The organism is Rhodococcus sp. no. 34 (assembly GCF_054589475.1).
This window is the reverse complement of record NZ_BAAILK010000045.1, coordinates 1-726: the sequence shown is the minus strand read 5'-3', so window position 1 is coordinate 726 and position 726 is coordinate 1. Positions and strand designations below refer to the sequence as shown.

Here is a 726-nt window from a genome sequence, read left to right as displayed (position 1 = left end):
CGCCGTTGCGGTCGGGGAATACGGCGTATGTGATTTTCACGTCGGGGTCGACGGGTCGGCCGAAGGGGGTGGCGGTCAGTCATCGCAGTGTGGTCAATCAGGTGTCGTGGTTGGCGGAGCGTTATGCGGTGTCGGGTTCTGATGTGGTGTTGTTCAAGACTCCGGTGACGTTCGATGTGTCGGTGTGGGAGTTGTTTGTTCCGTTGGCGGTGGGTGCTCGGTTGGTGGTGGCTACTCATGACGGTCATCGGGATCCGGGGTATTTGGCGTCGGTGGTGGCGGCGGAGTCGGTGTCGATGGTCTCGTTTGTGCCGTCGATGTTGGAGGTGTTCGTCGATCAGTTGGTCGACACGTCGGAGGCGACGATTTCGCGTCTCGGTGGTGGTGGGTTGGGTTCGTTGCGGGTGATTTTCGCGGCGGGTGAGGCGTTGCCGGCGTCGGTGGTGGGTCGGGTGTTGTCGGTGTTGCCGTCGGTTGAGGTTCATAATTTGTATGGTCCGACGGAGTTCACGGTGCATGCGACGGCGGCGGGTCCGCTTGATGGTGTGGGTGTGGTGGTGCCGATGGGTGCTCCGGTGTGGAATTCGTCGGTGTTGGTGTTGGATTCGCGGTTGCGTCCGGTGCCGGTGGGTGTTGCGGGTGAGTTGTATTTGTCGGGTGTGCAGGTCGCTCGTGGGTATTTCGGGCGGGTGGATTTGTCGGCGGAGCGGTTTGTGGCGAATCCGT

The 726-nt window shown here is 61.4% G+C and carries 1 protein-coding gene; it reads left to right on the top strand.

Going from position 1 to position 726, the window contains the following annotated elements; genetic code table 11:
• Positions 1–29: 29 nt before the first annotated feature.
• The coding region (locus ACYP01_RS21240) for an AMP-binding protein (protein ID WP_459682268.1) at positions 30–726 on the top strand (697 nt) is incomplete at its 3' end.